Raw genomic sequence first — 22,347 nt, 5'->3', positions numbered from 1 at the left:
CTCAGTCGACGTCATTGGCTTCGAGCCATTCGACGACGTCGTCCTCATCAGGCAGATCGGTGAACCGCACAACCTCATCACTGCCGACGAAGTAGAACGTTCCCGTCACCTCGGTGATCTCCGGATGGACGCGCAGTATCGCGAACCGGTAGAGCGCGAGCTGCCATTTCATCACCTCGAGCACTGACGTCTCGGGTTTCTTCGAGGTCTTCCAGTCCACGACCTCGGCGTGGTCCCCGGTGATGAAGACAGCATCGATCTTCCCCGGTACCCGGAATCTGCCGAGGACGAGTTCGAACGACATCTCCACATGATCGGCTCGACGAGTCGCGAACTCGGAGGCTGAGAACGTCGCTTGCAGCCGTTCGATCGTCGCGGCGTCGATCGGTCGCACCGATTCGTCCTCGCCGATGTCGATGCTCGACTGACCGAAGTGCTGTTCAACCCAGGAATGGAAGGTCGTTCCGATCTCGGCTGCCCGGCTCGGCGGGGTCGGTATCGGGCGCAGGGTCTGCGTCCGGAAGCCCTGCGGGTCTCGTCGCCAGGCGACCAGAGCCGTGGCGGACAGGCGGTCGGGCATCGCCGTCGCGGATACGGCGTCGGGGCGGTCACCGATGCGCAGGGCCTGAGCAGCGTAGCGTCCGATCGCTCCCGGAACCTCGGCCAAGGACTCCAAGCTGACTTCGGTGCTTGCTTCCACCCAGTCTGCGGCTCGCTGTGCGGCTGCGACCTGCCTCGTGCGCGGTACCGGCCAGGGAGTGGTCTCGATGCGGTCCTCTGCCGATTCGTCTGCAGGTTCCGGAGTCTCCACCTCCAGCCCTGAGGCTTCGATCGCTTCTGTGAGGAAGGGCGATGGGGCATCGGGTACGGTTCGCGAACCCATCAGCTCCGCCCCGAGCCACAGATGCCTCTTCGCACGGGTGAAAGCCACATAGCCCAGTCGCCGCTCCTCCCCCACGTGCGCGTCGGCGATCCGAGGCCGGATGAAGTCTCCGATCCACTCGTCCAGCTCCTTCTTCGTCTCGAATTCGGCTTCCCGCAGATCGAAATCCACGAGGTGGGCGCGATCACCGCGCAGCGGGTACGGCAGCGCAGTGCGATCCATCCACCCCTCTTTGTCCCGCGGTTCGGTCGGAAAGTCCTTGACCACCAGGGAGGGAACGGCCACGGCGTCGAACTCCAGCCCCTTCGAGGCGTGGACGGTCATGATGTTGATCGCGTCGGCTGCCGTCGTCGGTTCGGCGACGCTCAGCGCATCATGGGATTCCATGAGGCTGAGCCAGGACAGGAAGCCCGAGATCGAGGGCTTGTCATCGGTGGCCGAGTACTGACTGGCAGCGGAGAGGAACGCGTCGACGGAGGCTCGGTGCAGATTGCGCAGCGAGTCGCTGAGTCCCCAGATGTCAGAGTCGATTCCGGTCTCGGACATCGCGGTGCGGATGATCGAGCTGACCGTGCCCGTGCCGGATCGGGTGGCGCGCAGCGCGCGAGCCAGACGGACCAGACGATGCAGCCCCTCGGTGCTCAGACCGGACCGCTGATAGTCGGCGACGAGACCCTTGTCCGCCCCCGTCCGAGCCCCCTGATCGAGGGCTCGCTGCACGTCGATGAGTTCATCGACGCCTTCGACGATCGTCGCCTGGTCGATGGCTTCGGCGACGACCTCCTCGGTGTCCGGCTCGGCGCGCTCCGACGCTCGTCTCTCGGTCTGGCTACGAGTGAAGGTCTGCAGACCCGCGATGTCACCCGCACCGAGGCCGAGCATTCGGCCGCTGATGAGCCTCATGATCTCGTCGCCGGCCATCGGATCGACCGCGGCCGTGAGCACCGCGCGCAGATCAGCGACGAACGGGTCGGTGAGCAGCCCGGAGGACCCGTGCACATGAACGGCGAATCCGGCCGCTTCCAGCGCCGCCGCCACCGGTGCGAAGTGCGCGCGTTTGCGACACAGCACGGCTTTCGACGATCCGGCGGGGACGGTGCCGAACCATTCCGTCAGGGCGCGCAGCCCGGTGGTGAGGAATTCGGGATCGTGGGCACCCGAGCTGATCTCGACGCTGACTTCGCCGTCGCCGGCACCGTCGCGGGCCGACAGCGGAGTCTCATCGCTGTCGTCGAGGCCGGCGGCGATGCGGTTGGCCACCTGGAGGATCGAGCGGTCGTTGCGCCAGCTTGTGCTCAGCGACAGAGACTCGACATCGCGGAAGTCCGCGGAGAACCGGACCATGTTGTCGGCACTGGCGCCTCGCCAACCGTAGATGGCTTGCCGGGGATCGCCGACCGCGGTGACGGCGGTGGAGGCGAAGAGGTCGCGCAGGAGCGTCAGCTGAGCCACCGACGTGTCTTGGAATTCGTCGAGGAGGACGATCTTCCACCGGGCTCTCTCGGCCTCCGCTGCCGCCGGCACCTCGTCGATGATGCGCTGAGCGAAACGCACCTGGTCCGAGAAGTCCATGGCCAGATTGCGTCGTTTCGCACGCATATAGGCGTCGGCCAGTCGAGCCGTTCGGATCTTCGCTTCGAGTTTCGCCCGTCGTCCGTTGGGATCGATGGGCTTTCCTTTGCTCGACACCAGAGCGGCCAGGCACTGCTCGAGATAGTCGGTGACCTCATCGACGTCTCTTCCGTGATCATTCATCTGCCCGGCCAGCGCGATGATGTCGGCGATCATCGTCTCGCGTGAGAAGTCGCCGGGGATCTCCTGCGGTGGAGTCGCATCGATGAGATTCCCGGCGATGGTGTGTGCCGCAGCGTCGTCGAGAAGGACCGTCTCGGGTTCGATGCCGATGCTCACACCGTGTTCGCTGACGATCGATGCGGCATAGGAGTTGTACGTCGACACGGTGGGGTTGTCGAGGCCGGGCAGGGACAGGTCCTGTCCGTGTCCGAGATTGTGCCGCAGACGGGAGAGGAGCACGCGAATGCGCCCGCCGAGTTCTCCGACGGCTTTGCGGGTGAAGGTCAGGCCAAGGATCTCTTCGGCAGAGACGAACTCGTTGGCGACCAACCACACCACGCGCTGCGAGATGACGGTGGTCTTTCCTGAGCCCGCCCCGGCGGTGACCTTCATCGACTGTGCGGGGTCGGCTTCGATGATCACCTTCTGCTCCGGACTGGGAGGGAAGGCCTGGGCAGGATCGGCTGCCGTGAGTTCGGCGAGCCGCTCGGCAGTGAAGCGCATCAGTTCTCCTCCAACATCTTCGGGCCGATCGCGGGGCACGACGAGCGGACGGGGCAGGACTGACATTTCTGCGGCTCCACCCGGGCGGGGAAGCTCGCGGCACGCATCCTGCCGGACACGTCGTCGATGAGTTCACGTGCCCAGTCAGGATTCTCATCGACGTCGAGTGCCGACTGCTCCCGGACTGTGCGGGCGGACTTGCGCAGGAACACGAGTTCGGCCCCGAAGGCGTGTGCATCGATCTCCTGGTCCTCACCGATGCGGATGGTGCCGGAGTTGATCGCTTCCTGGTACACACCCAGCTGAGCGTGCCGGTCCATCTCCTTGCCCGGGACGACGTTCCGTCCTGTCTTGAAGTCGACGATGCGCAGCCCGCCCTCGACTTCCTCGACCCGGTCGAGTCGACCGGTGACCTTCCATTCGCGACCGTCGGCGTCGACGCCTGCTGCATAGACCTGTGCTTCGACGCCGACCAGACGACCGGGGGTCGTCTTGATGTAGTCGCCGAGGCGGTCGGCCATGCTCATCGCCACATCGAATTCCCGCTCACGCTCCCACTCGGCATCGAATTCCAGAGACGCGAACTCCCCTTCCACGAAGCTGCGGATCGCGGAGGTCGGTCCTTCCGGATAGTTCTCGGCTGCGGCGTGGATGATGGTTCCCAGGTTCTGCGCTGTCGACATCGGGCGGTCCCCGCCGTTGCGGGTGAGGAACCAGCGCAGGGAGCAGTCGGTGAATGCTTCGACCTGGGACGGTGAGACGCGGACCGTATCGGAGTCGGTGAACAGCGGCTCGTTCGTGGTGATGTCCTCTGCCTCGCGCCACTGCGACGGTGGCTCGACCACTCCACCGGCATTCGACAGCGCCCGCATCAGGGCGGCCCAAGACTGTGTCTCGGAGTCAGGAGTCTCAGAGTCTTTCTGGTCTTCGGCAGTGCCGAGAGGCGAATCCGCCGATGCCGAACCCGAGGCCTCGCCATCGGCTGCTGCGGCCGAATGCAGCAGTTGGGCGCGGGCATGGGCGGCCATCTCCGGCAGCGTCAGCGGAGGAAGCTCATCCTCGTGGGTGATCGCATAGCCGTCACCCGCATCGGTGCCCTCGGCCGAGCCTGCGGCGAGCACGTCGAAGAACGGGGACGGTTCGGTCTCCGCGTCGGTGACTGCGGTGACGATCGCTCGTTGCTGGGCCCGGCTGAGCGCGGTGTAGAACAGCTCACCCTCTTCGCGCAAGTTCGTCCGTTTCGCGTGTGCGTGGTAGCCGGGATCGCCGGTGACCGTCTCACCCGAGTCGAGCACCGCCGTGAGATCGGTGAGACCGAGGATTCCGCCGCGCAGCTTCGGATTCGGCCAGACGCCGTCGTTGACCTCGGCGATGATGACCAGAGGCACACGCACATGGGCCAGCGACGACGGAGTTCCCACCAGGACGTGATCGGCGAACCCGGCGGTATCGGCCAGAGAGTCCTGGGCGATGTCCTGGTCGGCGACGATGCCGGCGAAGGAGCGCGCGGTGAATCCACCGCGGTCAGCGATCTTCTCGGCCAAGGCGAACAGTCGCAGCACCGAGTCGAGATAGCCGTCGACTGCCGATTCCGGGTCGCGCAGCGCTTCGGTCTGCCATCTTTCCGCGACGCCGGCTGCATCCCAGATGCTCCACAGCGCCTGGTGGGGGTCGCTCGTGCCGACCTCCGCCGCGGCGTGGAGCATTCGTGAGATAGTGGCGAGTCCCTGAGGGGACGATTCATCGATGGGGCTGCGCAGTGCCTGCGCCAGCGAAGCCGTGCTGCTGGGCGCAGGGAACCGCCTGCGGACGGCTCGACGGAAGCGGCGGATCTGCACGGGATCGAGGCGGACGTAGATGCTGCCGGCCAGCGTCAGCGCGAGTTCCGCGATCGATTCGTCATCATCGAAATCCGGAGTGGCCGACAGCAGGTCCAACAGCGGTGCGGTCGCCGGGTCGACGTTGAGCGGCTGCATCAGGGTCGCGATCGAGACCCCTGCGGCTCGCAGCTCGTTGGCGATCACACGTGCGCTCGATGAGTTACGGCAGATGAGGGCGACATCAGACCACGCGTGTCCCTGTTCGACGAAGTTCGTGATCCGCCGGGCCAGATACCGATGTCCGGAGGCGCTGCCTTCGAACACGTGCGTCTCCACGGGCGCCTCGGCCGCAGCCGCAGGTGGGGCCTCGTCCTCCTCCGGACGCGGGCGCGGCATGTGACCGGTCGACCAGCGAGTGGTGATCCTGGCCCCGAAGCCGTCGATGACCTTCGCCAGCGCTGGGTCGACATCCCACTGACGGTCGAGGACGACCGTCTCGAACGCCGCATCGTCCGAGGCTCGGTCGATGATCGACGCGTCCGCACCATGGAATCGCCCGGTCACCGTCTCGGGAGAGCCGAACAGAGCGATCGCACTCCCCCGCGCCCGCAGCTGTTCGAGGATTCCCCAACTGGCGGCGGGGAAGTCCTGAACACCGTCGGCCAGGACCACGGTGGGCACCCGATCGGGAGCAAAGGTCCACGATCGGCCGGCGGTCACCTCGGCGGGTTCACGGAAGATCTCGAAGGCGGCAAGCGCCAGCACGGTCGCGGAGTCGATGCCCCCGTAGCCGGGCATGGACATGATGCCCAGGTATTCATCGAGGATCTCGGCCACGGCCTGCCACCGCGGATCGGGGTTGTCTGCCAGGGCACGGTCGAGGGCTCCGCGACCGAAGTCGAAGACGTGCTCGGAAGTCTCGGACGACGCCTCCGGCATACGTATTCCGAAGTCGAATTCCATCACGCGGTTGAGCGCGTCGCGGACCTCGGTGCGGAAGGCAGAGGTCGACCGCACCTCGGCCGTGATCTCCGACGGCCACGCCGGGCCGCGGGAGCGACCGAGTTCGTGACCGGCGAGGAGGTCGGCGAGGAACACATCCTGATCCGCCCCTGAGATGAATTCGAGGTCGTCCCCGGTCCGCGTCGTATGTGCAGCACGGGCGATCCCGTAGGCGAATGAGGCCAGACTGCGGGCCGGAGCCGAGGACAGGACAGCATCGGCGGGCAGCTGGAGACGATTGCGCAGCACATCTGCGTGGTCACGATCGGGAGTGAGCACGAGGACGGATGCCGGCTCGACCGTCGCCACCAGCTGTGCATAGACCGACTCCAGCAGAGTCGTCTTCCCGGTTCCCGGTCGCCCGATGATATTCAGGCAGCCACCGGAGAGCAGAGTGCTGCCCATTCGCTGCGTCATCTCATCCATACTGGTATTCCATCACGGCCGACTGACATGAGACTTCCGGGACCGGAACCGGCGCGTCGTCGAAGCCAGCGCGCATGCCCGGAGCACGGCCCGACTTCGCGTAGCATTGAAGAATGTCGAGTCCACAACAGAGATTGCCCCGTGACCAGCGCCGCGACCAATTGGTGGGTGTCGCACGCTCCGTTTTCGCCACCCGTGGATATCGGACGACTTCGATGGACATGATCGCCGAGGCTGCCGGTGTGTCCAAGCCCGTGCTCTATCAGCACTTCGATTCCAAGCAGGACCTCTACCTGGCTCTCATCGATTCCTCGGCGGCGCACCTCGACTCCCGTCTGGCCGAGGCTCTGGGGTCGACCACCGATCCGCTTGAGCAGATCCACGCGACCTACCGTGCCTATTTCGATTTCGTGGTCTCACACCGCGAGGAGTTCGTCATCATCTTCAATTCGGATGTCTACGAGCCGAAGGCCGAGCAGAAGCTGCGCGCGCTGCGTGAGAGTTCGGCGACACGCGTCGTCTCGGCGCTGAAGAACTTCGCCCGCCTCGGCGACGATGAGGCGCAGCTGCTGTGTCGGGCTCTCATCGGCACCGCTGAGGTCGTCGTCAAACAGATCGACTCACAGCGCGGTATCGACGTCGACACGGCCGTCGCACTGCTCACCCAGATGAGCTGGGGCGGTCTGCGGTCGTTCGCCGAACGCTGAGTTCCCACCCGCCCCTCAGCCCTCAGCGGAATCCGTGGGGAAGAAACCCCTGCCTGCGGACGTTAAGCTGAGCACAGTCCAATCCGTCATCGGTCACCGAGCATCGGCACAAGGAGCACCATGGAAATCAAGATCGGCGTCAAGCAGACACAGCGTGAGATCATCGTCGAAACGGATGAGGATGCGAAGGCACTCGTCGCCCGCATCGAAGAGAAGATCCAGTCCGAGGGACTGCTGACCTTCACCGACACGAAGGGCCGTCAGGTCTTCGTTCCCTCCGCTTCGCTAGGCTACCTCGAGATCGGTGCCGAGACCTCGCGTCGCGTGGGCTTCAGCGCCTGAGTCGCACGCCTGAACACCAGCAGGGCCCCGGTCATCCTGGCCGGGCCCTGCTGCGTCCGCCGTGGATCACAGGTCAGCCGCTGGAACCTCCGTCCGCCGAATGATCGCGGGCCCGCCGTGGAAGCCGGTGTCGGAATGCGGAGTCAGGCGACGAGGCCGAGCGCCGACATCCGCTTCGAATGGTTCGACGTCACCGCCGGGATCAGTTCGACGACGAGATCTTCGTCGAGCCCGAGGAACGGGTCGGTGAGCAGACTGCGGGCCCGGCCCAGGGTCTCAGCGACGAGCTTGCGCCCCCACAGCGCCAATCGTGAGGCCAACTGTGTGTCGACGGCCACTTCGGTGGTCAGTCGATTGCGCGCATATTCGCTGGCACGTGTATCATCGAGAATTGCAATAGCCAGGCTGTATCCGGGCTCCGCGAGTTCGTCCACCGCCGTGCGGTAGAAATCACTCATGATTCCGTCGAAGACGAAACCCTTCATGAGGCTTTCGTACCAGTCGCGAGGACGAGTCCTTTCAGCCAGAGTGCTGAATGTCGGTTCGAAATGCTGACAGAGCTCGATCACATCCTGGCCCATCTGATCGATGTGCTGTGAGAGCTGTTCGAAGTTCGCGAATGACTGAGAGGCCAGCCGCGCCAGGATGACCTTGTCATCCAGATCCGCTGCGGTCGTCGCGTTTGTGGCCATACGTTCGAAACCGGTCAGCTCGCCGAACGCGACAAGCGCGAGCGTTGCAGCATCATTACCGGCCAATGAGACAGAATCGGGCATGGTTCAAGACTACCGGTTCGCACCATGACAAGCGCAGACGCGCTAAAAGGAGTTTGGAATATGGCGGAGACGGAAGCGGATTTCGCGGAACTGGGAGTCGCCGGACCGATCGTGGCCTCGCTGGCCTCGGCAGGAATCACCCACCCCTTCCCCATTCAGGCGCTGACGCTGCCCGTGGCACTGTCGGGAGCCGACATCATCGGGCAGGCGAAGACAGGCACCGGGAAGACCTTGGGATTCGGCATCCCCCTGCTCCAGCGCGTCATCGGCAAGACTGAGGACTCGTCGGTCACCTCCGACCCCGACTCGACTCCCGACATCGTGGGCGATGCCAAGGAGCCGCGGCTGCCGCAGGCCCTCGTCGTCGTCCCCACCCGTGAGTTGGCCAAGCAGGTCGCGGCCGATCTCGTCACCGCTTCGGTGCAGCGCGATATCGATATCATGACCATCTACGGCGGCATGGACTTCGATCCGCAGATCAACCGGCTGAAGTCCGGCGTCGACGTCGTCGTCGGCACCCCCGGCCGCCTCCTCGACCTCTATGGTCGCGGGATCCTCAAGCTCCACCGCGTCCGCACCGTCGTCCTCGACGAAGCCGATGAGATGCTCGACCTCGGCTTCCTGCCGGATGTGGAGAAGATCATCAACGCGGTGCCCGCGCACCGTCAGACGATGCTGTTCTCCGCCACCATGCCTGGCGCGGTCATCACCCTGGCCCGCCGCTATATGAATCAGCCCACCCATATCCGCGCTCAGGATCATGAGGATCTGTCGCTGACGGGCAAGAACACGACACAGTTCGTCTATCGTGCCCATTCGATGGACAAGTCCGAGCTCGTCGCCCGCATGCTCCAGGCCGAGGGCCGCGGTCGCACGATCATCTTCACCCGCACCAAACGCACCGCCGACAAGCTCGCCGCCGAGCTCGAGGATCGCGGCTTCGCGGTCAAGGCCCTCCACGGGGACCTCGGCCAGTCACAGCGTGAGAAGGCCCTGAAGTCCTTCCGCGAAGGTAAGGTCGACGTGCTCGTGGCCACGGATGTCGCCGCCCGCGGTATCGACATCGACGATGTCACCCATGTCGTGAACTACCAGTGCCCCGAGGATGAGAAGACCTACGTCCATCGCATCGGCCGCACCGGTCGTGCCGGCAATTCCGGTGTCGCCATGACTCTGGTCGACTGGGATGACATGCCCCGCTGGCGACTGATCAACAAGGCCCTCGGACTCGATTTCGACGAACCCGCCGAAACCTACTCGACGTCCCCGCATTTCTTCTCCGACCTCGGAATCCCGAAGGGCACCAAAGGCCGCCTGCCGCGCCAGCGCTCCGATGCAGAGGACGAGAAGTCCGCCGGAGAACGCAAGGGCCGCGGATCCGACCGTCGCGGATCCGGCCGCAGCCGTTCCGACTCTCGCCGAGGCGGCTCGTCCGAACGTCGTGACGCCTCGTCGGCAACTGGTGAGGACGGCCGCAAACCGCGTCGCCAGCGCAATCGTCGCCGCACCCGCGGCGGTAAGCCGGTCAACCGTGCGCAGGGCGGACAGTCGGGTCAGGGCGGCCCGGCGTCCGCCGACTCCAGCGAGGACTGATCCGTCCGCGGGCGAGACCGAGTCCCCGCACAACCCGACGAGGGGCCCGACCGCGTGGTCGGGCCCCTCGTCGATGTCGATGCCGGTCCTGCTCGTCCTCCAGTCTGTCGGACTTCTCGCGCTCGTGGCCGGTCTGTCGTATGGGCTCAGCCTTGAATGTAGTCGACCCCACCAGGCCGTGACGCGGCGCGTTCGAGCAGCTTTGCGAGCATATGGTCGGAGGTGACGTGCTCGCCGAGACGATTGGGTTTGCCCGTGCCGTGGTAGTCGCTCGAGCCGGTGATGATGAGGTCATGCTCATGCGCCAGCCGCCGCATCGCTTCGCGCTCCTGCGGAGGATTGTCCCGGTGGTCGACCTCGAGCCCGTCGAGGCCTGCGGCGATGAAATCGGTGATCGCCGAATCAGGGACCACCCGGCCGCGCATGGCCGCGCGCGGGTGAGCGAAGACCGAGACTCCCCCGGCTTCGCGAATGAGTCCGATCGCAGTGATCGGGTCGATCGTCGGCAGAGACACATGGTATTTTCCCTGGCTGGACAGAATCGACGAGAACGCTTCGGTGCGAGTTTCAACGACACCGGCTGCCACCAGCGCATCGGCGATATGCGGACGTCCGATCGTGGCGTCTTCGCCGGAGACCGAGAGCACCGCATCCATATCGATCGGATAGTCTTCGGCCAATCGTTCGATGATGAGGTGTGTGCGGTCGAGGCGGGCCCGCCTCGTCTCCTGCACGACTTCGGCCAGACCCGTATCGTACGGGTCGTGCAGGTACGACAGAAGGTGCACGCTGATGCCCTCGTAGCGGCAGGAGATCTCCATTCCCCGCACCAGTCCGAGCCCGTAGACTCGGGCAGCATCTTCGGCAAGGGTCCAACCGGCGGTGGTGTCGTGGTCGGTGAGTCCGACGACGTCGATGCCCTCCATCGAGGCTTCTGAGATGAGTTCGGAAGGAGTCTGGGTCCCGTCCGAGAATGCGGTGTGCACATGGAGATCGATGACCATGGTCACAGTGTATCTGCATCTGTCGTTCCGACTTCCACATGTGCACTCCATGTCACTCCACCCGTCTAGACTGGCGGCATGACAGAGCATAATCCAGAACTCGCAGACTCGACACAGCACCTCTCAGACCGCGTGAACAATCGCTCGCATCGACCGAATTCCACCGCCTTCCGCGACTTCGTCGCCTCCGGTTGGGATCGCACACCTCTCAATGCCGAGGCCCTCGCCGCCGCCGGTTTCACCCCGGCACGCCGGGATGCCGTCTCGGCAGCCTTCCCCGGTGAGCGGCTCGTCGTTCCCGCCGGCGGACTCAAGGTCCGCTCGAACGACACCGACTACCGTTTCCGCGCCCATTCCGCGTTCATCCATCTCACCGGCCTGGAGGCCGATTCCGAGCCCGACGCCGTTCTCGTCTTCGAACCCGAGGGCGACGGCCACGACGTGACACTGTACTTCCGTCCTCGAGCCGGCGCCGACACCGAAGAGTTCTTCTCCGATTCCCGCTACGGCGAATATTGGGTCGGACCCCGTGCCGACCTCGAGGCCATGTCCCACATGACCGGCATCGCCACGGCGGACTCCGCCACCGTCGATGACGCCATCACGAAAGATCTCGGTGCCATCTCCGTCCGCCTCGTCCGTCAGGCCGATGCTCGCATCGACGGAGTCATCGACCTCGCTCGCACCCAGGTCCAGGCCGATCTCGAGACGTCCGAGGCCGGAGATGCGGAACTGGCCCAGATGCTCTCCGAGCTGCGCCTGATCAAGGACGACCACGAGATCGCGCAGCTGCGCGAAGCCGTCGCCATCACCCGAGCCGGATTCGACAATGTGGTGGCATCGCTGCCGACCGCACTCGGACACCGCCGGGGTGAGCGAATCGTCGAAACCGCGTTCGAAACCGCTGCCCGCTCCGACGGCAATGGAGTCGGCTATGACACGATCGCCGCCTCGGGCAACAATGCCTGCACCCTGCACTGGATCCGCAACGACGGCCAGGTCCGGGACGGTGACCTCATCCTCGTCGACGCCGGAGCCGAAGCGGATTCGCTCTACACAGCGGACATCACACGCACCCTGCCCGTCTCAGGGACATTCAGTCAGGTGCAGGCGAAGGTCTACGATGCCGTGCTCGAAGCCTCCGACGCCGCCTTCGCCGTGGCCGCCGAACACACCGACCGTCCCGTGAAGTTCCGAGAGGTCCACGAGGCGGCCATGGAGGTCATCGCGACGCGTCTCGAAGAGTTCGGCGTGCTTCCGGTCTCCGCCGCCGACTCACTGTCGCCCGAAGGGCAGCAGCACCGCCGGTGGATGGTCCACGGCACCAGCCACCACCTCGGCCTCGACGTCCATGACTGCGCGCAGGCGAGAGCGGAGATGTACCTGGACGCCACCATCGAGCCGGGAATGATCTTCACCATCGAGCCCGGGCTGTACTTCAAGTCCGACGACCTGCTGCTGCCCGAGGAGTTCCGCGGCAATGGTGTCCGCATCGAGGACGACGTGCTCGTCACCGCCGACGGAGTGGAGAATCTCTCGGCCGACTTCCCCCGCACCCGAACCGAGATCGAAGCCTGGGTGCAGGGACGGGACCAGGTCCGCTGATGACCCCGGGTGCCGCCCGCAGGCCGGGTTCGGACGCGCGCTCCGGTCCGGTCCGCGGGCGCGGAATCCTTGAGATCCCCGGCATTCGCCTCGGTCATGCCGGTGAGCTCACCGAGACCCGCCTGACCGGGATCACCACCGTGTTGCCCCCACTCGATTCGACCATCGGCGTCGAAGTCCGCGGCGGCGGTCCCGCCACCCGTGAGACCGATGTCATCGCGCCGGGCACGCATTCATACGGTGCCGATGCGATCGTCCTCACCGGCGGATCCGCGTTCGGTTTGGGCGCCGTGTCCGGTGTCGTCGACACCCTCGCCGAGGCGGGACTCGGATTCCCCGCTCCCGGACTCGCCGATGCGGTCATTCCGCTCGTCCCCGCGGCCGCGATCTACGACCTCGGCCGCGGGGACGGTTCCCTCGCCCCGCCGCAGCCGGACGAGGGCACACAGGCGGCACGCGCGGCGCTCTCCGGCCGAACGGGCGAAGTCCGAGGCAGCATCGGAGCAGGCACAGGAGCTCGGTCCGGGTTTCAGACCCTGCGGGGAGGACTCGGTTCCTTCGCCGTCCGTCTGCCCAGCGGAACCACTGTCGCGGCTCTTGTGGCAGCGAATTCACTGGGGACGATCGGCACACCGTCGGGCGGTCTGTGGTTGGACCCGCTGCTGCGGTCGGTCGGTCTCGATCTGCCCGGGGTCCGCGGACTTCCCGCCGCACCGTCACCGGGTTCGGGATCCTCGGCGAAGAACACGACGATCGCGATCATCGCCACCGATGCGCGACTCGATCCGGCCCAGACCACACGGATGGCCTCGGGAGCACACGCCGGCATCTCGCGAGCCGTGCAGCCGTCGCACACTCTCTTCGACGGCGATACGGTCTTCGGCATCGCCACCGGAGCCCAGGATCTGCCCGCCGATCGTGACGCCGCCACCCGAGAGCTCGTGATGATCTCCGCGGCGGCGGCCGATGCGCTGAGTTTGGCTTTCCTCGACGCCCATGCTTCGGTGACACCCGTCGACAGTGCTTGGGGGCAGCCGCCGACGCTGAGCGAGATCGCACCTGATTTCACCTCGGAGTTCAACACTCTCTGATTACGGAGACGGGGCCCGCCGTTCGGCGGGCCCCGCTCCTCTCAGTTCTCCGCAGTTTCCAAGCGCCATCATCCGACGGCCACGCGGAGCTGCAGCTCCTTCTTCAGCGCTCAGTCGTTGCGAGCCGACTGAGCCTCTTCGGAGTCGAGACCCTTCGGGTCTCGGACTTCCTTCTTCTGCTGCGCATCGAACCCATCCTGACGCAGCAGCTTCTGCGATTCGGTCTTCGCGGCCGCCTCATCCTCGACCACGGTGAACCGGATCGACTCGGTGAAGTCACGACCGTAGCGGTCGGTTCCGGTCACCTCGGCGGTGTGGGTGCCCAGGTCGAGGTTCGAGGGGATCTCGGTCCGCCACAGGTGCGAGCTCGACTGGCCCACATTGCCGGACGTCCGCAGGTTCTGTGACGCCGTGTACGGATCGGTGTATTCCCAGCCCTTGGCCAGGGCTTCGCCTTTGCCCGGCTGAGTGTGCTCGGACTGCTTCGGCGCCTTGCCGTCGAAGCTGACCTCGACTCGTGCGTCCGAGGTGCCGGCGAGGAAGCTCGAGGTCAGCCAGGTCTCACCCTGCTTGAGGTCCTCGCGGGTGACGACGCGTTCGGAGATCTCCTTCGGAGCAGTGCCCTCCTTGTCCGCGTCCTGCCACTCCTGGGCCTTCTGCGCCCAGTCACGCCACTCTGGCGAGTTCACGCCGAGCAGCAGCTGATGGTGGTCGGATTCGCCTCGCACGGTGTAGCGTTCGCTGCGCGAAGCACCGTCGTATTCGAGGGTGAGCACGCCCGGTTCCGAAGCGTCCTGAGTGAACGAGTACGGCAGCCCGTCGGCATTGAGTCCGCCGGAGTACCAGTCGCCGGAGACGGCACCGGCGACGATCTGCGTATTCGGCAGCTTCTCGATCCCGGCTGCAGCCCATTCCTTCCGCGTCTCGCCAGCGACGAGGTTCTCCTGAGTGTGCGTGTGTCCGCCGACGGTCACCGCGTTCGGGTAGTCGGCGATGACGCCGTAGAAGTCCTTCGCATTGTCGACGACGACCTCTTTGTGCGTGAGGATCGGCGCGTGGGTGGCGACGACGACCTGCGCGTTCTTCGGCACGTTCTTCAGATCGTTCTCCAGCCAGGTCAGCTGATCCTGACTGATCTTCTCCTTGTACTTCTTCCGGTTCGCCTTGCCCTCGTATTCGATGCTGTCGAGGACGACGAAGTGGGTTTTGCCCACGTCGTAGGAGAAGTACGAGGGACCGAACTGGTCACGGAACGTGTCGAGGGCGTGAGCGTCGTCGACCGCGTCGTAGTCCTGGTCATGGTTGCCCGGGGCCACGCGCACGGGTCCGTTCATCTGGGAGTAGATATCGCGCAGTTCATCGTTGAGGCTGAGGTCGTCACCGACGTTGTCGCCGAGCAGAAGCACCCCGCAGGCCCCGTAGTCGCTGCGGTCGGCGAGGTCGCCGACGGCACCGTCGCGGGCGTAGCCCATCTCGGTCGTGTCATACGCCTGGGTGTCGGAGGCGATCGGGCAGTTCTGCTCGCCCTTCGCCGAGGCCTGCGATTCGATCATCGGGAAGTTGACGGCCTTCGGCGTGTCCCCGGACGGTTCGATGCCGCCGTATTTGAGGTCACCGGAGCCTTCGGGCAGGTGGTTGTAGCTGAACTGTGCGACCTTGTCCTCATCGACGGGAACCTGCCAGCCGGAGGGCTGAGTGATCGAGACGGTCATGTTGTCTCGCACGGTCAGCTCGTAGCGTCCGTCTCCATCCGTCTGGACGACGTCGACTCCGTTGCTCACCGCAACACCGGAGATGCCCTTCTCATCACCATCGAGCTTCGAGTTCTCGTTGACGTCGTCGAAGACCTGACCGGTGAACTTCTTCGGATCGTCGGCCTTGCCGCGGTCGACCTGGACGTGGCCTTCGTAGAGTTCAGCCGGTGCGTCCGCGGCCGACGCCTTCGTGGGCGAGAGAAACGGGGCGAAGAGCGCGAGCGCGGCGCAGGCTCCCAGGCCTGCGGCGGCGATGCGCGGGCGGATTCGTCGTGTCTGCATGGATTTCTCCTGTATTCGACTGTGGCGGGTTCTGCCGAGAGATGACCCTAGGGAGGCGGAGCGACAACGAGATGAAGCAGACAGGACGGCTTGATGAATAGGAGAAGAGTCCGGGTGGAACCCGACACCCAGTGCGTCCACCTGCGGCGAATGTGATCTGGATTCAATTCCTGGAAGCGACCACTGAAATCTCCACCCACCACGTAGTCTGAGACCATGAGTGGTCCACCGAAAAGAGTCTTCGTCGCTCGACTCGTCTCCGCCCCCGTGTTCGACCCACTCGGCGATCAGGTCGGCCGTGTCCGCGACGCTGTCCTCGTCTACCGTGCGACGATGCGGCAGCCCCCCCGTGTCATCGGCCTCGTCGTCGAGGTGCCGGGACGGCGACGTGTCTTCGTGCCGATGGGCCGGGTCACCGCAATCGATTCCGGTCAGGTCATCACCACCGGTCTGGTGAATATGCGGCGCTTCGAGCAGCGCGAGTCCGAGACTTTGGTGATGAATGATCTGCTCGACCGGCGCCTGCGGCTGCGGGAGGACAACTCACCGGTGCTCATCGAAGACGTCGGCATCGAGCAGCAGGTGAACAAAGACTGGGAGGTCACGCGCCTGTTCGTGCGGCGCGTGCCCGAACGCAGCGCCTTCGCCGCGTTCCGCCGCCGTGGTGAGACCAAGCAGATCGATTGGACGGACGCCGACCATCCGGTGGATTCCGAGGTCGACCAGGAAGCCACCCAGCTCATCGCCGCCTATCAGGACACGAAGCCTGCCGACCTCGCCGATGTGCTCTTCGAGATGAACTCGGCCCGGCGCCTTCAGGTGGCCCGAGCCCTCGATGACGAACGTCTCGCCGATGTGGTCGAGGAGCTTCCGGCCGAGACCCAGATCGAGATCCTCACAGGACTCGACACCGAACGTGCCGTGACCGTGCTCGAAGAAATGGCACCCGATGATGCTGCCGACCTCCTCGGTGAGCTCAGTGATGAACAGGCCGAACGGTTCCTGACGCTGATGGAGCCCGACGAGGCCGAAGATGTGCGGACGCTGCTGGCCTACGATGACGACACCGCGGGCGGCCTGATGACGACCGAGCCCGTGATCCTGACCCCGGAGGCCACGGTCGCGGAGGCGCTGGCCCATGTGCGTCGGGAAGACCTGCCGGCTGCTCTGGCCGCTGCGGTCTTCGTCTGCCGGCAGCCGGTGGAGACCCCGACGGGCAAGTACCTGGGTCTCGTCCACATCCAGGAGATGCTGCGCCATCCGCCGCACGAGGCGGTGGGCATCATGCTCGACACCGAGGTCGAACCGCTGTCGCCGGAGACTCCCCTCGGCGAGGTGGCGAAGCTGCTGGCCGCGTACAATCTGGTGTCGGTGCCGATCACCGACGACAACGATCGCCTCGTCGGTGTGGTCACCGTCGATGACGTCCTCGACGAGCTTCTGCCCGAGGACTGGCGAACCACCGGTCGTGACGATCGCAGCAGGGGGTAGAGATGGCCGTCGATGATTTCGAGATCCCGAGGTCGAGCAAACGCCGACTGCCGAGCTTCACCGTCTCCCCCGAGACCTTCGGCCGCGGAGCCGAAGCCTTTGCCCGGTTCATGGGCACTCCGGCGTTCCTCGTCGGGATGACGGTGTTCTGTGCCGTGTGGCTGCTGTGGAACACCCTGCTGCCCGAGTCGTGGCAGTTCGACCCGAGGTCGCTGAACTTCACTCTGCTGACCCTCATCCTCTCCCTGCAGGCCTCCTACGCAGCTCCGCTGATCCTGCTCGCGGAGAACCGCAGCACAGACCGGGACCGCGTCGAGTTCGAACACGATCGGCAGCGCGCCGAACGCAACCTCGCCGACACCGAGTACCTGGCACGGGAGGTCGCGGCGCTGCGCATCGCCATGCGTGAGGTCGCCACCCGCGACTTCATCCGCTCTGAGCTGAAAGATCTGCTCAAGGAACTGGAAGAAGAGAAGCAGGACGGCCACCGCGCCGAGGATCTCGACTCCCAAGCCTCGGAACAGCGCCGAGGCGACCCTCGAGGCGGATGACGAGACGCCCGCCGAAGCGGTAGTGTTGATGGCCCGGGAGCACTGTTCCGGGAAGGAAAGGACGTGGGCATGACTGGTCCCTCTGAGGGCGCCGTGAGAGAGGCGCTGACCGGGGTCATCGACCCTGAGATCCGCCGCAACATCATCGAACTCGATATGGTCGAATCGATCGACATCGAAGGCGGCAAGGTCACCGTCACCGTTCTCCTCACGATCGCCGGGTGCCCGCTGAAGGACACGATCACCAAGGACACGGAGGCCGCAGTGGCCCGGGTCGACGGGGTCACCGAGGTCGTTGTCGTGCTGGGCACGATGAGCCCCGAACAGCGCAAGGCGATGAAGGAGAAGCTGCAGGGCTCCGGCACCCGCGACATCCCGTTCAACCGCCCGGAGTCTCTGACCAAGGTCTATGCCGTTGCGTCCGGAAAGGGCGGAGTCGGCAAATCCTCGGTGACGGCGAATCTCGCCGTGTCCCTGGCGGAGAAGGGGCTGCGCGTCGGCGTCGTCGATGCCGATATCTACGGCTTCTCCATCCCCGGCATGCTCGGACTCTCCGGAAAGCCGACCCGAGTCGATGAGATGATCCTGCCGCAGATCTCCCACGGTGTGAAGGTGATGAGCATCGGCATGTTCGTCCCACCGAATCAGGCCGTCGTCTGGCGCGGTCCGATGCTCCATCGCGCCCTGCAGCAGTTCCTCACGGATGTGTTCTGGGGCGACCTCGACGTGCTCCTGCTCGATCTGCCTCCCGGCACAGGAGATATCGCGATCTCCGTGGCACAGCTGCTTCCCGCATCCGAACTCCTCGTCGTCACCACACCTCAGTCAGCGGCCGCTCAGGTCGCCGAACGCGCCGGATCCATCGCCACACAGACGAAGCAGGCGTTGGCGGGAGTCATCGAGAACATGTCGTGGATGGAGATGCCCGACGGCACTCGGATGGAGGTGTTCGGATCCGGCGGAGGTGCCAGTGTCGCCGAGAATCTCACCGCCACCGTCGAACGCGAGGTTCCGCTGCTCGCTCAGATCCCCTTGGACACCCGTCTGCGGGAAGGATCGGATGCCGGCACCCCGGTCGTTCTCGGCAGCCCCGAGTCTCCTGCCGCGCAGGCCTTCGACGCTCTCGCAGAGTCGCTCAAGCGACGCAGTCGGGGCCTGCCCGGCAGATCTCTGGGCCTGAGCCCGGTGTGAGTCGGCGCCGTCGCCTCGGCACTGTGAGATCACCCCGGGTTCAGGTGGATTCGGGGTCGAACGGCGCCGCAGCCCCGCGGTCGCGCAGGGTGGCCTGGGCCTGGAACCGTTCGATGGGTGACCGCTCCCGGGTGGGGGCCGCCTCGGTGTCGGTCTGAGTCGACGTTGCAGCGCCTGCGGACTCAGTGGGCGACGATTCCTGAGTTGCACGTTCCTGACGTTTGGATTCGCGGATGGCCGCATCCTCTTCGACGAGGGCCTCACGCACGATCCGGCGCGGATCGTACTGACGCGGGTCGAGCTTCTGCCAGTCCACGTCCTTGAAGTCGTCGCCGAAATCGCGTCGGACGTTGTCCTTCGCGCCTTCGGCCATGCGGCGCATCTGTCGCACGAAATCCCGCAGCTTCTGAGCGTATTCGGGCAGGCGTTTGGGTCCGATCACGACCAAGGCCACAACGACCAGAATCACCATTTCGGTGCCGTTGATACCGAACATGATCTCAAGTCTACCGTGGACGGCGCTAGCATCGACTCATGGTCAGCACAGGTTCGACAATCCGATCCCGCCGGGAGGCCCAGTGGACGAGATAGCCGTCGAACGGGTGCTGCGCATCGTCGAACTCGTTCCCGCCGCTCGTGTCGTCGCCTACGGCACGGTCGGTGCCGTCGCCGACTGCTCACCCCGCTACGTCGGTCGGGTGATGCGGGAATTCGGGTCGAACGTCACGTGGTGGCGAGTCGTCAACGCGGCCGGGATCCTGCCGCCGGAGATCTTCGCCCGAGCCCGCATCCACTGGGATGCTGAGGGCACTGCGCACTCACATGCGCGCGTCGAACGCGAAGCGTTCCTCGATGTCGACGAACTCGATCGGCTGTGGCGCGCCCACGGAATCGAACCCGAATGCGGTTAGACTTGGGAGAACTCAGCACCAGAAGGGAGGGGCCGGTTGGCACGCGAAAATGCAGGTGATCTCACCTTCTCGGAACAGTTCAACGGTCCCGATCCGCTGCTCGACGCCGCTCGCACCCATTCACATGAGTTCGGGATCGCGCCGGTCTCCCAGACCACGGCGAAGACCCTGACTCTCCTGGCGCGCCTCCTCACACCGGTCGCAGCTGTCGAAGTCGGCACCGGAGTCGGAACATCGACCCTGTCGCTGCTGCGCGGAATGCCCACCGCCGGGATACTGACGTCGATCGACACGAATTCCACGACCCAGAGCGCCGCGCGGGATCTCGTCGACATGGCCGGGATCAGACCTGGTCGGCTGCGTCTGATGAGCGGCCGCGCCGAAGAGGTGCTCAAGCGACTCGCCCCGTCGGCCTATGACATGGTCTTCATCGACGTGGAGCCGGGCAGCCTGGAGAGGATGATCGAGCCCTCTCTGCGGCTGCTCGACGCTCAGGGGCTGTTGGTCATCCACAAGACTCTGCTCAAGGGCGCCGTCGCCGATCCCGTCGATCGCAGTCCTCGCACTCAGGCTGCCCGCAGCTCGCTCAATCGCATCGCAGAACAGGAAGGCCTCGAACGGGTGCTGCTGCCCATCGGCGAAGGGCTGCTGCTTCTGCAGAAGGCCCGGTGAAGCGAGCACAGCAGAGACTTACAGGTAAGTCTCTGCTGTTCGTGAGTCTCCGCTCGGCCGTATGCTGCGGCCGTCGGCTCAGAGCCCCAGTGTTTGGGCGAGGGTGTCGTGGAGTCCGGTGGCTTCGTCTCTGCTGAGTTCGATCACCAGGCGGCCTCCGCCTTCGACTGGAAGCCGCATCACCATGCTTCGGCCTTCTTCGGTCACTTCCAGAGGTCCGTCGCCGGTGCGGGGTTTCTGGGCTGCCATATGGGCTCTTCCTTCCGTTGTCATGCAAAGACGGTTCACACCAGGTGGACCGAATGATGTACTTAAGATTATTCCATGATCCGCGCGTTCCCGGTAACTCTTCGCAACTCTTCCACCCTGCGGGCAGTCACGGCGCAGATCGGCTGACGGTCACGGAGGCAGGTCGGCGGGCGGAGTGAAGTGCCACAGATAGGCGACCCACACGATCTGAAGCAGGATACAGGCGACCAGCAGCACGGCCCGATAACCTCGTGAGCGTACCAGCGCCAGTGTCAGCGCCAACGGGAACAGCGGCAGCAGCAGCCGCAGGGTGGAGGTCTGCGGATTGAAGAAGATGAGCAGGTACAGCCCGTAGCCGAGGCAGAACAGCTGCAGCGTCCGACCCATATGCGCTCCCGCCGGTGAGAAGATCAAGGCGAGCATTCCGGCGACGACGATGACGAGCAGCACCGGTCCGAGCGGACCGATGAGGCTGATCGACCGGGCCACCCACTGGACGACGAAGCTGGTCTCGCCGGTGTGCCAAGCCGCCTCGGTGTCGGTATAGGCGGTCAGCGATCCGGTCGCCCACCACGCATGGATCGGGTGGATGAGTGCCGCTGCGCAGGAGGACACGCCCAGCGTCCAGGACCGGACCACCTCGCCGGTCGGATACGGATCGCTGCGGCGGCGAAGGAAGCGGTCGATGAGGTGGAAGAGCATGAAGAACGAGAACGCGACGCCGATCGGCCGCGACAGATCCATGAAGGCCACGACCGGGATCGCGGTGAGGTACCGGCGCTCGACGACGAGGAAGAGCGCCGTCGCCTGCAGCAGAAGGGTCAGAGATTCGGCATATCCGGTGGAGAAGATCGCGGCGGGCGGGAAGAACATGACAAGAGCCAGTCCCGTCAGCGCCTGGCCGGCATCGACGTACTTGCGGAAGAGGTGGAGGATGACGATCGACGCCAGCCCCGCGGCGATCGTGGACGCGATCGGCGAGATGACCTCGTAGCTCAGCCCCGTGAGGTCTGAGACAGTGGCGACGATCGAGGGATGCAGCGGATAGAACGCCCATTGGTTCTCCGCGACAGATCCGGATTCGTCGACCGGCAGAACGCGAGGATACCCTTCGTCGGCGACACGCACGTACCAGCCGCCGTCCCAGAAGTTGAGGAAGTCATTAAGCGTCGTCGTCACCGGTGACGACGACCAGTTCGCCGGGTCCTGACGTTTGAGGACCGCGGCGAAGATCGACATGCTCACGACGCGGGAGACGAAGTACACGGAAACCGCCTGCAGCCACACGGGCAGGCTCATGAACAGAGCGCTGAGGCGGCTGCAGCGCGAGGAATCGAAGACTTCGGGGGCGAGGGTGATTCCGGGCAGATCTGGGGGGCGACTCATCGTGGTCCGGCAGCCGTTTCCGGTCCGTCAGAGGCAGCTGCGGATTCGAGTTCGATCAGGCGTGCGCGCAGCATCGACATGGCCTCGTCGACGTCGTCCATCCGGTAGCCGCGCAGGGCGGGCCGGAATCGCACCGATTCCAGGTCCTCGCCGGTGAACTCCGCAGGCAGCCCGGTCCAGCGCTCTTCGGCCTCGTCGATGGTTTCGGAAGAGAAGACGTTGAAGGTCGCTGCGACGACGAATACGAGGACGAAGACCGCGGCCGCGACACCGATGACAATCCACAGAGGCATGCCCCCATTTTCGCATAGGC

At 65.2% G+C, this 22,347-nt stretch carries 19 protein-coding genes; 10 read left to right on the top strand and 9 right to left on the bottom strand.

All coding sequences use genetic code 11. From position 1 onward, the window contains the following. Nucleotide 1: 1 nt before the first annotated feature. Nucleotides 2–3,181, bottom strand: coding sequence for an ATP-dependent helicase (locus ACTIIH_RS01290; RefSeq protein ID WP_441450133.1), 3,180 nt, complete (start codon nucleotides 3,179–3,181; stop codon nucleotides 2–4). Continuing rightward, nucleotides 3,181–6,429, bottom strand: a complete 3,249-nt coding sequence (locus ACTIIH_RS01285) for a PD-(D/E)XK nuclease family protein (protein WP_441450132.1) — start codon at nucleotides 6,427–6,429, stop codon at nucleotides 3,181–3,183. The genes ACTIIH_RS01290 and ACTIIH_RS01285 overlap by 1 nt, the downstream gene beginning before the upstream one ends. A gap of 113 nt (nucleotides 6,430–6,542) precedes the next feature. Here ACTIIH_RS01285 and ACTIIH_RS01280 point away from each other — a divergent pair, with 113 nt between their 5' ends. Together ACTIIH_RS01280 and ACTIIH_RS01275 are read left to right on the top strand one after the other, a co-directional pair. Continuing rightward, nucleotides 6,543–7,136 carry a TetR/AcrR family transcriptional regulator gene (locus ACTIIH_RS01280; RefSeq protein ID WP_441090449.1) on the top strand — a complete coding sequence of 198 codons (594 nt, stop codon included), beginning with the start codon at nucleotides 6,543–6,545 and terminating at the stop codon, nucleotides 7,134–7,136. 120 nt (nucleotides 7,137–7,256) lie between these two features. After that, entirely contained in the window at nucleotides 7,257–7,478 is a 222-nt protein-coding gene (locus ACTIIH_RS01275; RefSeq protein ID WP_169252078.1) for a DUF3107 domain-containing protein, read from the top strand. A 143-nt stretch (nucleotides 7,479–7,621) separates the two neighbouring features. Here ACTIIH_RS01275 and ACTIIH_RS01270 read toward each other — a convergent pair whose 3' ends face one another. Further along, a complete protein-coding gene (locus ACTIIH_RS01270) occupies nucleotides 7,622–8,254 on the bottom strand; it encodes a ferritin-like fold-containing protein (protein WP_441450131.1) in 633 nt (210 codons plus the stop codon). A 60-nt stretch (nucleotides 8,255–8,314) separates the two neighbouring features. Between ACTIIH_RS01270 and ACTIIH_RS01265 the strand changes: the two genes are divergently transcribed. Beyond that, complete coding sequence (locus tag ACTIIH_RS01265; protein WP_441450130.1) at nucleotides 8,315–9,847, top strand: DEAD/DEAH box helicase; 1,533 nt, start codon at nucleotides 8,315–8,317, stop codon at nucleotides 9,845–9,847. Between the two features lie 146 nt (nucleotides 9,848–9,993). On the opposite strand, the gene ACTIIH_RS01260 is transcribed toward ACTIIH_RS01265, so the two are convergent. Then, nucleotides 9,994–10,851: a PHP domain-containing protein gene (locus ACTIIH_RS01260; RefSeq protein ID WP_169252075.1), complete on the bottom strand. Its 858-nt coding sequence runs from the start codon at nucleotides 10,849–10,851 to the stop codon at nucleotides 9,994–9,996. A gap of 78 nt (nucleotides 10,852–10,929) precedes the next feature. On the opposite strand from ACTIIH_RS01260, the gene ACTIIH_RS01255 reads away from it, so the two are divergent. Further along, complete coding sequence (locus tag ACTIIH_RS01255) at nucleotides 10,930–12,456, top strand: aminopeptidase P family protein (protein ID WP_441090453.1); 1,527 nt, start codon at nucleotides 10,930–10,932, stop codon at nucleotides 12,454–12,456. Beyond that, the gene (locus ACTIIH_RS01250; RefSeq protein WP_441450129.1) at nucleotides 12,456–13,547 is read left to right on the top strand and encodes a P1 family peptidase; all 1,092 of its coding nucleotides are present in this window, start codon (nucleotides 12,456–12,458) and stop codon (nucleotides 13,545–13,547) included. Before ACTIIH_RS01255 ends, ACTIIH_RS01250 begins: the two co-directional genes overlap by 1 nt. 110 nt (nucleotides 13,548–13,657) lie before the next feature. Here ACTIIH_RS01250 and ACTIIH_RS01245 read toward each other — a convergent pair whose 3' ends face one another. Then, nucleotides 13,658–15,583, bottom strand: coding sequence for a calcineurin-like phosphoesterase C-terminal domain-containing protein (locus ACTIIH_RS01245; protein WP_441450128.1), 1,926 nt, complete (start codon nucleotides 15,581–15,583; stop codon nucleotides 13,658–13,660). Between the two features lie 216 nt (nucleotides 15,584–15,799). Between ACTIIH_RS01245 and ACTIIH_RS01240 the strand changes: the two genes are divergently transcribed. From ACTIIH_RS01240 to ACTIIH_RS01230, 3 genes are all read left to right on the top strand, one after another. Continuing rightward, nucleotides 15,800–17,074: a magnesium transporter MgtE N-terminal domain-containing protein gene (locus ACTIIH_RS01240; protein ID WP_441450127.1), complete on the top strand. Its 1,275-nt coding sequence runs from the start codon at nucleotides 15,800–15,802 to the stop codon at nucleotides 17,072–17,074. 2 nt (nucleotides 17,075–17,076) lie between these two features. Then, nucleotides 17,077–17,625 (top strand): DUF1003 domain-containing protein, encoded by a 549-nt coding sequence (locus ACTIIH_RS01235; protein WP_441450126.1) that lies wholly within the window; start codon nucleotides 17,077–17,079, stop codon nucleotides 17,623–17,625. Between the two features lie 69 nt (nucleotides 17,626–17,694). Next, the gene (locus ACTIIH_RS01230) at nucleotides 17,695–18,816 is read left to right on the top strand and encodes an Mrp/NBP35 family ATP-binding protein (RefSeq protein ID WP_441450125.1); all 1,122 of its coding nucleotides are present in this window, start codon (nucleotides 17,695–17,697) and stop codon (nucleotides 18,814–18,816) included. Between the two features lie 40 nt (nucleotides 18,817–18,856). On the opposite strand, the gene ACTIIH_RS01225 is transcribed toward ACTIIH_RS01230, so the two are convergent. Beyond that, nucleotides 18,857–19,312 (bottom strand): twin-arginine translocase TatA/TatE family subunit, encoded by a 456-nt coding sequence (locus tag ACTIIH_RS01225; RefSeq protein ID WP_441450124.1) that lies wholly within the window; start codon nucleotides 19,310–19,312, stop codon nucleotides 18,857–18,859. Between the two features lie 82 nt (nucleotides 19,313–19,394). Here ACTIIH_RS01225 and ACTIIH_RS01220 point away from each other — a divergent pair, with 82 nt between their 5' ends. Beyond that, complete coding sequence (locus ACTIIH_RS01220; RefSeq protein ID WP_441450123.1) at nucleotides 19,395–19,727, top strand: MGMT family protein; 333 nt, start codon at nucleotides 19,395–19,397, stop codon at nucleotides 19,725–19,727. 36 nt (nucleotides 19,728–19,763) lie between these two features. Beyond that, a complete protein-coding gene (locus ACTIIH_RS01215; protein WP_441450122.1) occupies nucleotides 19,764–20,399 on the top strand; it encodes an O-methyltransferase in 636 nt (211 codons plus the stop codon). A gap of 78 nt (nucleotides 20,400–20,477) precedes the next feature. Here ACTIIH_RS01215 and ACTIIH_RS01210 read toward each other — a convergent pair whose 3' ends face one another. From ACTIIH_RS01210 to ACTIIH_RS01200, 3 genes are all read right to left on the bottom strand, one after another. Next, nucleotides 20,478–20,648 (bottom strand): DUF3117 domain-containing protein, encoded by a 171-nt coding sequence (locus ACTIIH_RS01210; protein WP_064485784.1) that lies wholly within the window; start codon nucleotides 20,646–20,648, stop codon nucleotides 20,478–20,480. 150 nt (nucleotides 20,649–20,798) lie between these two features. Continuing rightward, complete coding sequence (locus tag ACTIIH_RS01205; RefSeq protein WP_441450121.1) at nucleotides 20,799–22,034, bottom strand: hypothetical protein; 1,236 nt, start codon at nucleotides 22,032–22,034, stop codon at nucleotides 20,799–20,801. Beyond that, the gene (locus tag ACTIIH_RS01200) at nucleotides 22,031–22,327 is read right to left on the bottom strand and encodes a DivIVA domain-containing protein (protein ID WP_441090462.1); all 297 of its coding nucleotides are present in this window, start codon (nucleotides 22,325–22,327) and stop codon (nucleotides 22,031–22,033) included. The genes ACTIIH_RS01205 and ACTIIH_RS01200 overlap by 4 nt, the downstream gene beginning before the upstream one ends. Nucleotides 22,328–22,347 lie beyond the last annotated feature (20 nt).

The sequence above is a fragment of the Brevibacterium sp. genome (assembly GCF_052105255.1).
Taxonomy (GTDB): Bacteria; Actinomycetota; Actinomycetes; order Actinomycetales; family Brevibacteriaceae; genus Brevibacterium; species Brevibacterium linens_B.
Note: the sequence above shows the minus strand (reverse complement) of the source record. Positions and strands in the feature narration are given on the sequence as shown.

Coding starts and splice junctions, on each gene's coding strand:
- ACTIIH_RS01270 (WP_441450131.1), bottom strand. CDS start 8,254: ATGCCCGATTCTGTCTCATTGGCCGGTAATGATGCTGCAACGCTCGCG.
- ACTIIH_RS01210 (WP_064485784.1), bottom strand. CDS start 20,648: ATGGCAGCCCAGAAACCCCGCACCGGCGACGGACCTCTGGAAGTGACC.
- ACTIIH_RS01245 (WP_441450128.1), bottom strand. CDS start 15,583: ATGCAGACACGACGAATCCGCCCGCGCATCGCCGCCGCAGGCCTGGGA.
- ACTIIH_RS01235 (WP_441450126.1), top strand. CDS start 17,077: ATGGCCGTCGATGATTTCGAGATCCCGAGGTCGAGCAAACGCCGACTG.
- ACTIIH_RS01200 (WP_441090462.1), bottom strand. CDS start 22,327: ATGCCTCTGTGGATTGTCATCGGTGTCGCGGCCGCGGTCTTCGTCCTC.
- ACTIIH_RS01255 (WP_441090453.1), top strand. CDS start 10,930: ATGACAGAGCATAATCCAGAACTCGCAGACTCGACACAGCACCTCTCA.
- ACTIIH_RS01290 (WP_441450133.1), bottom strand. CDS start 3,181: ATGCGCTTCACTGCCGAGCGGCTCGCCGAACTCACGGCAGCCGATCCT.
- ACTIIH_RS01285 (WP_441450132.1), bottom strand. CDS start 6,429: ATGGATGAGATGACGCAGCGAATGGGCAGCACTCTGCTCTCCGGTGGC.
- ACTIIH_RS01260 (WP_169252075.1), bottom strand. CDS start 10,851: ATGGTCATCGATCTCCATGTGCACACCGCATTCTCGGACGGGACCCAG.
- ACTIIH_RS01240 (WP_441450127.1), top strand. CDS start 15,800: ATGAGTGGTCCACCGAAAAGAGTCTTCGTCGCTCGACTCGTCTCCGCC.
- ACTIIH_RS01225 (WP_441450124.1), bottom strand. CDS start 19,312: ATGTTCGGTATCAACGGCACCGAAATGGTGATTCTGGTCGTTGTGGCC.
- ACTIIH_RS01205 (WP_441450121.1), bottom strand. CDS start 22,034: ATGAGTCGCCCCCCAGATCTGCCCGGAATCACCCTCGCCCCCGAAGTC.
- ACTIIH_RS01275 (WP_169252078.1), top strand. CDS start 7,257: ATGGAAATCAAGATCGGCGTCAAGCAGACACAGCGTGAGATCATCGTC.
- ACTIIH_RS01280 (WP_441090449.1), top strand. CDS start 6,543: ATGTCGAGTCCACAACAGAGATTGCCCCGTGACCAGCGCCGCGACCAA.
- ACTIIH_RS01230 (WP_441450125.1), top strand. CDS start 17,695: ATGACTGGTCCCTCTGAGGGCGCCGTGAGAGAGGCGCTGACCGGGGTC.
- ACTIIH_RS01265 (WP_441450130.1), top strand. CDS start 8,315: ATGGCGGAGACGGAAGCGGATTTCGCGGAACTGGGAGTCGCCGGACCG.
- ACTIIH_RS01250 (WP_441450129.1), top strand. CDS start 12,456: ATGACCCCGGGTGCCGCCCGCAGGCCGGGTTCGGACGCGCGCTCCGGT.